At 62.4% G+C, this 6228-nt stretch carries 5 protein-coding genes; all 5 read left to right on the top strand.

Going from position 1 to position 6228, the window contains the following annotated elements; all coding sequences use genetic code 11:
- The first annotated feature begins 213 nt into the window (after positions 1-213).
- The 5 genes from ACZRMO_RS29255 to ACZRMO_RS29235 all read left to right on the top strand — a co-directional run bounded on the left by ACZRMO_RS29255 (position 214) and on the right by ACZRMO_RS29235 (position 6132).
- A complete protein-coding gene (locus tag ACZRMO_RS29255; protein ID WP_010210937.1) occupies positions 214-495 on the top strand; it encodes a peptidylprolyl isomerase in 282 nt (93 codons plus the stop codon).
- Positions 496-625: 130 nt separating this feature from the next.
- Positions 626-2467 (top strand): extracellular solute-binding protein, encoded by a 1842-nt coding sequence (locus ACZRMO_RS29250; protein ID WP_463975164.1) that lies wholly within the window; start codon positions 626-628, stop codon positions 2465-2467.
- Positions 2467-3528 (top strand): microcin C ABC transporter permease YejB, encoded by a 1062-nt coding sequence (locus ACZRMO_RS29245; protein ID WP_017737227.1) that lies wholly within the window; start codon positions 2467-2469, stop codon positions 3526-3528. The genes ACZRMO_RS29250 and ACZRMO_RS29245 overlap by 1 nt, the downstream gene beginning before the upstream one ends.
- Positions 3528-4550, top strand: a complete 1023-nt coding sequence (locus ACZRMO_RS29240) for an ABC transporter permease (RefSeq protein ID WP_463975163.1) — start codon at positions 3528-3530, stop codon at positions 4548-4550. The genes ACZRMO_RS29245 and ACZRMO_RS29240 overlap by 1 nt, the downstream gene beginning before the upstream one ends.
- Positions 4551-4560: 10 nt before the next feature.
- Positions 4561-6132 carry an ABC transporter ATP-binding protein gene (locus ACZRMO_RS29235; RefSeq protein ID WP_463975162.1) on the top strand — a complete coding sequence of 524 codons (1572 nt, stop codon included), beginning with the start codon at positions 4561-4563 and terminating at the stop codon, positions 6130-6132.
- Positions 6133-6228: the final 96 nt, after the last annotated feature.

The following is a 6228-nucleotide window of genomic DNA, read 5'->3' as shown; positions in this document are numbered from 1 at the left end:
TAGGCGAGGCACCGAGTGTTGGGGCAAGAGCCCTTTGGTTACTTTGGGGCTTTTCCAAAGTGACCCGCCGTAAGGGCGGAACCATAAGCCGCCGTTACCGAAGAAACGGATATGTACTCACTCCAACCAAAAGCCAAACCAGCGGAACTTTGCCAAGAAATAACCGCCTGAATCCGGTACGCTCCCCCTTTTTACCCCAAGGAGACCTTCCCCATGGCCAAAGCCACCGCCCGTCACATCCTCGTTTCCACTGAAGACAAGTGCAACGAACTCAAAGCCCAAATCGAAGGCGGCGCTGATTTCGCAGAAATCGCCAAAGCCAATTCCAGCTGCCCATCCAGCCGCGACGGCGGCAACCTGGGCTCGTTCGGCCCAGGCCAGATGGTCAAGGAATTCGACACCGTCGTCTTCAGCGCCCCGGTCAACACCGTACAAGGCCCAGTAAAAACCCAGTTCGGCTACCACCTGCTGGAAGTCACCAGCCGCCAGGACTGATCCAGTCTGCGCTGATGCCCTACACAACGGCCCGCCTTTTGGTGGGCCGTTGTGCATGTGACGACTGGCGACGCTGGAGCCGTTAGCGTACAAATCCCTATTCCTGTTCACCCGGTGCTCAAGGCTGATAATGCGATTGGCTTTTCTAAGACTGCTTACTGCTTCCCTGCTATTGACCAGCACCGCCGTTATGGCGGCGCCGCAACCGTACCTCACCGTGTACGGCGAACCGGCCAAATACCCCGCCGGCTTCCACCACTTCGACTACGTCAACCCCAACGCCCCCAAGGGCGGCAGCCTGAAGCGCTCGGCCATCGAGATCGGGCGCTTTGACCATGTGTTGCCGTATATCGACAAAGGCATCGGCGTGTCCCAGGTCGACGGCTGGCTCTATTCGCCCCTGGCCCAGCGCTCCCTGGATGAGCCCTACACGGTCTATGGCCTGGTGGCCGAGAAGATGGAACGCGCCGAAGATGGTCTGTCGCTGCGCTTCTTCCTCAACCCCAAGGCGCGTTTCGCCGATGGCACGCCGATCACCGCCGAAGACGTGCGCTACAGCTACAACCTGCTGATGACCCAAGGCCGGCTAGGCTTTCGCACGCTGTTCGCCGACGTCAAGCACGTCGAAGTCGAAGGCGAGCGCCAAGTGCGCTTCGATTTCTCCAGCAATGAAAACCGCACCCTGCCCCTCGACCTGGCGACCCTGCCGGTGCTCCCCGAACACTGGTGGAAAACCCGCGACTTCGCCAATGGCGGCGGCTACGAGATACCGTTGGGCAGCGGCCCGTACAAAATCAGCAAGATCGACTCCGGCAGCACCATCACCTTTACCCGCGACCCCGACTGGTGGGGCAAGGACCTGCCCGTCAGCCGTGGCCTGTACAACTTCGATCACCTGAGCCTGGAATACTTCGGCGACACCGAAGTGGCGCGCCAGGTCCTGCGCGGCGGCGCCTATGATTTCAACCGCGAGTTTTCCGCCACTGGCTATTCCATCGGCTACAACGGCCCGGCCCTCGACGATGGCCGCCTGCAACGTGCGCACCTGGCCAAAGAGGCGCCGCAACCGGCCCAGGGCTATGTGTTCAACGTGCAAAAGCCGATGTTCAAGGACCGCCGCGTGCGCCAGGCCCTGGCGATGCTCTGGGACTTCGAATGGGCCAACCGGCAGATGATGCGCAATATGTACATCCGCCAGCAGAGCTTCTTTTCCAACAGCCCGCTGGCCGCCAGCCAACCGCCCACCCCAGAAGAACTGGCGATCCTCGAGCCCCTGCGCGGGCAGATTCCTGACGAGGTCTTCACGCAAGTGTTCAAGGCCCCGGTCACCGACGGCAGCGGCATGATCCGCGACAAACAACTGCAAGCCCTGGCCCTGCTGGAAGAGGCCGGTTGGAAACCGGACGGCGACAAGCTGGTCAACGCCGAGGGCGAACCGCTGGAGTTCACCTTCCTCAACACCCAGAACGGCCTGGAACGCCTGTTGCTACCGTACAAACGCAACCTGGCACAGATCGGCATCACCTTGAACATCCGCCGCATCGACCCCTCGCAATACGTGAACCGCATGATGGCGCGCGACTACGACATGATCGTGATCGGCTTCCCGGTCACCACCTCACCGGGGATGGAGTTGTACAACTACTTCGGCTCGGAAGCGGCATTCGACCCGGGCGCCAACAACTACATGGTGCTCAAGGACCCGGCCGTCGATACCTTGATCAAAGGCCTGGTCAAGGCCAACACCCAGGCGCAGATGCTCACCTACGCCCACGCCCTGGACCGGGTACTGCAATGGAATTACCTGTGGATTCCCAACTACTACCCGCCCGGCACGTCCGCCGCGTGGTGGAACCGCTTCGGCCGCCCGGCCGTCGAGGCGAAGAACGATGAAGCCCTGGAAAGCTGGTGGGAAATCAGCCCCACGCCGCTGACCAACGAACAGATGCAGAAACGCGGAGGCCGCCACTGATGTTTGCTTATATCGTACGGCGCCTGCTGCTGATCATCCCCACGCTGGTGATTATCCTGCTGGTCAACTTCGTTATCGTCCAAGCCGCGCCCGGCGGGCCGGTGGAACAAGCCATCGCCCACCTGCAAGGCATCGGCGGCGGCGCGGTCGGCGGCTCAGGCGGTGACGGCATCAGCGGCGGCTCCCGCGCCAGCCGTGGCCTCGACCCGAAGCTGATCAAGGACATCGAAAAACAATACGGCTTCGACAAGCCCGCGCCGGAACGCCTGTGGCTGATGCTCACCAGCTACGCCCAGTTGGACTTCGGCAACAGCTTCTTTCGCGGCAAGACGGTGATCGACCTGATCCTGGAAAAAATGCCGGTGACCATCTCCCTCGGCCTGTGGGCCACGCTGATCACGTACCTGGTGTCGATCCCCCTGGGGATTCGCAAGGCGGTGCGCCACGGCAGCAGCTTTGACGTGTGGAGCAGCACCGCCATTGTCATCGGTTATGCCATGCCGGCGTTCCTGTTTGCGATGTTCTTGATCGTGGTCTTCGCCGGCGGCACCTCGCTGAACTGGTTCCCGGTGCGCGGGCTGGTTTCGGAGAACTTCGAAGAACTGAGCACCGTGGGCAAGATCGCCGACTACTTCTGGCACCTGGTGCTGCCGGTGACCTCGCTGGTGATCGGCGGGTTCGCCACGTTGACCATCCTCACGAAAAACTCGTTCCTCAATGAAATCACCCGTCAGTACGTGGTCACTGCCCGTGCCAAGGGCCTCAGCGAACGGCGCGTGCTGTACGGACATGTGTTCCGCAACGCCATGCTCCTGGTGATCTCAGGCATTCCCCAGGCATTCATCAGCGTGTTCTTTGCCGGCTCCTTGCTGATCGAGGTCATTTTCTCCCTCGATGGCCTGGGCCGCATGAGCTACGAAGCGGCGGTCTCGCGGGACTATCCGGTGGTGTTCGGTTCGCTGTTTATCTTCACGCTGTTCGGCCTCTTGATAAAACTCATCGGTGACCTCTGCTACACCCTGGTGGACCCGCGTATCGACTTCGCCGCGAGGAACGCCTGATGCTTAATCTGTCTCCCGTGGCCCGTCGGCGTTTCGAGCGGTTCAAGAAGAACCGTCGCGGCTGGTGGTCGCTGTGGCTGTTTATCGGCCTGTTCGTCCTCACCCTCGGCGGCGAGTTGATCGCCAATGACAAACCCCTGGTGCTGAGCTTCAAGAACGAGCTGTATTTCCCGGTGTTCAAGCGCTACACCGAGCAGCAGTTCGGCGGCCAGTTGCCGTTCCAGGCCGATTACCGCAGTGACTACGTGCAAAAGCTGATAGAGCAGGATGGCGGCTGGATGCTGTTCCCGCCGATCCCGTTCAGCGACGACACGCCCAACTACGAACTGACCCGCCCTGCCCCCAGCCCGCCCTCGGCGGTGAACTGGCTGGGCACCGACGATCAGTCGCGGGACGTGTTGGCGCGGGTGATCTTTGGCGCGCGGGTGTCGATCCTGTTTGCCCTGGCGCTCACCGCAATCAGCGCGGCCATCGGCATCGCCGCCGGTGCGTTGCAGGGCTATTACGGCGGCTGGGTGGATTTGATTGGCCAGCGCGTGCTGGAAGTGTGGTCGGGGCTGCCGGTGCTGTACCTGCTGATCATTCTGTCGGGCTTTGTCGAGCCGAATTTCTGGTGGCTGCTGGGGATCATGGCGCTGTTTTCCTGGCTGGCCCTGGTGGATGTGGTGCGCGCCGAGTTCCTGCGCGGGCGCAACCTGGAATACGTCAAGGCCGCGCGGGCCCTGGGTTTGGGCGACGCGAAGATCATCCGTCGGCATATCCTGCCGAATGCGATGACCGCCACCTTGAGTTACCTGCCGTTTATTTTGACCGGGGCGATTTCCACCTTGAGCGCCCTGGATTTCCTCGGCTTCGGCATGCCCGCCGGCAGCGCGTCCCTGGGCGAGTTGATCGCCCAGGGCAAGCAGAACCTGCAAGCGCCGTGGCTGGGCCTGACGGCGTTTTTCACCTTGGCACTGATCCTGTCGCTGCTGGTCTTTATTGGCGAGGCGCTGCGTGACGCCTTCGACCCCCGCTCATGAGTGATTGCATATGAATCTGATCGAGATCCGCGACCTCAGCGTCGCCTTCAACGGCCAGACCGTGGTCAGCAAGTTGTGCCTGGACGTACGCCCCGGCGAGTGCCTGGCGCTGGTGGGCGAGTCGGGCTCGGGCAAGTCGGTGACGGCCCATTCGATCCTGCAGTTGCTGCCCGAAGCCGGCACGTTGACCACCGGTTCCATTCGTTATCGCGGCGAGGAACTGGTGGGCGCATCGGCCAGCACCTTGCAGAAGCTGCGCGGCAACCGCATCGCGATGATCTTCCAGGAGCCGATGACCTCCCTCAATCCGCTGCACAGCATCGAAAAGCAGATCGGCGAAACCCTGCTGCTGCACAAGGGCCTGGGCGGCAAGGCGGCGCAGGCGCGCATCCTTGAACTGCTCGAACTGGTGGGCATCCAGAAACCCCAGGAACGCCTCAAGGCCTACCCCCATCAACTTTCCGGCGGCCAGCGCCAACGGGTGATGATCGCCATGGCCCTGGCCTGCGAACCGGAACTGCTGATCGCCGACGAACCCACCACCGCGCTGGACGTGACGGTACAGCGCAAGATCCTGCTGCTGCTCAAGTCCCTGCAACAGCGCCTGGGCATGTCGCTGCTGCTGATCAGCCACGACCTCAACCTGGTACGCAGCATTGCCCAGCGTGTGTGCGTGATGCGCGCCGGTGAGATCGTCGAACAGGCCGACTGCCAGACCTTGTTCACCGCGCCGCAGCACCCTTACAGCCGCCTGCTGCTGGACGCCGAGCCCTCGGGTGACGTGCTGTGCAGCGACACCCGTGAAACGGTGTTGCAGGTGGACGACCTGAGCGTGCAATTCCCCCTCGGCGGCGGTTTGTTCCGACGCAAGACCTATCTGCGCGCGGTGGACGGCATCAGCCTCAGCGTGCAGCGCGGCAAGACCCTGGGGATTGTCGGCGAGTCCGGCTCGGGCAAGTCCACCTTGGGCCAGGCGATCCTGCGCCTGCTGGACTCCACCGGCAGCATCCGCTTTCAGGGCACCGCCCTCGACCCGCTCAACCACCAGCAGATGCGCCCGTGGCGCAAACAGATGCAGGTGGTGTTCCAGGACCCTTACGGCAGCCTCAGCCCGCGCATGTCGGTGCAGCAGATCATCAGCGAAGGCCTGGAAGTGCACGCGCCGTGCAGCCTGCAAGAGCGCGATGCGCAGGTGATCCAGGTGCTCAAGGACGTGGGCCTCGACCCCGCCAGCCGCCACCGCTACCCCCACGAATTCTCCGGTGGCCAGCGCCAACGCATCGCCATCGCCCGCGCCCTGGTGCTCAAACCGGCGCTGATGCTGCTGGACGAACCGACCTCGGCCCTCGACCGCACGGTGCAAAAGCAGGTGGTGGCGCTGTTGCGTGAATTGCAGGAGAAGTACGGCCTGACCTACCTGTTCATCAGCCATGACCTGGCGGTGGTGCGGGCGATGGCCCATGACATGATCGTGATCAAGGATGGCAAGGTGGTGGAGGCCGGGGCGAGTCATCAGGTGTTCGAGGCGCCGCAGCATACCTACACTCAGGAGCTACTGGCCGCAGCCAATATCCCCTTGTAAACACGTCCTCCTGTGGGAGCTGGCTTGCCTGCGATGGCGGTGTATCAGTCAGTATATTCGGTACTGATAGACCGCCATCGCAGGCAAGCCAGCTCC

The organism is Pseudomonas sp. B611 (assembly GCF_055407965.1).
Note: the sequence above shows the minus strand (reverse complement) of the source record. Positions and strands in the feature narration are given on the sequence as shown.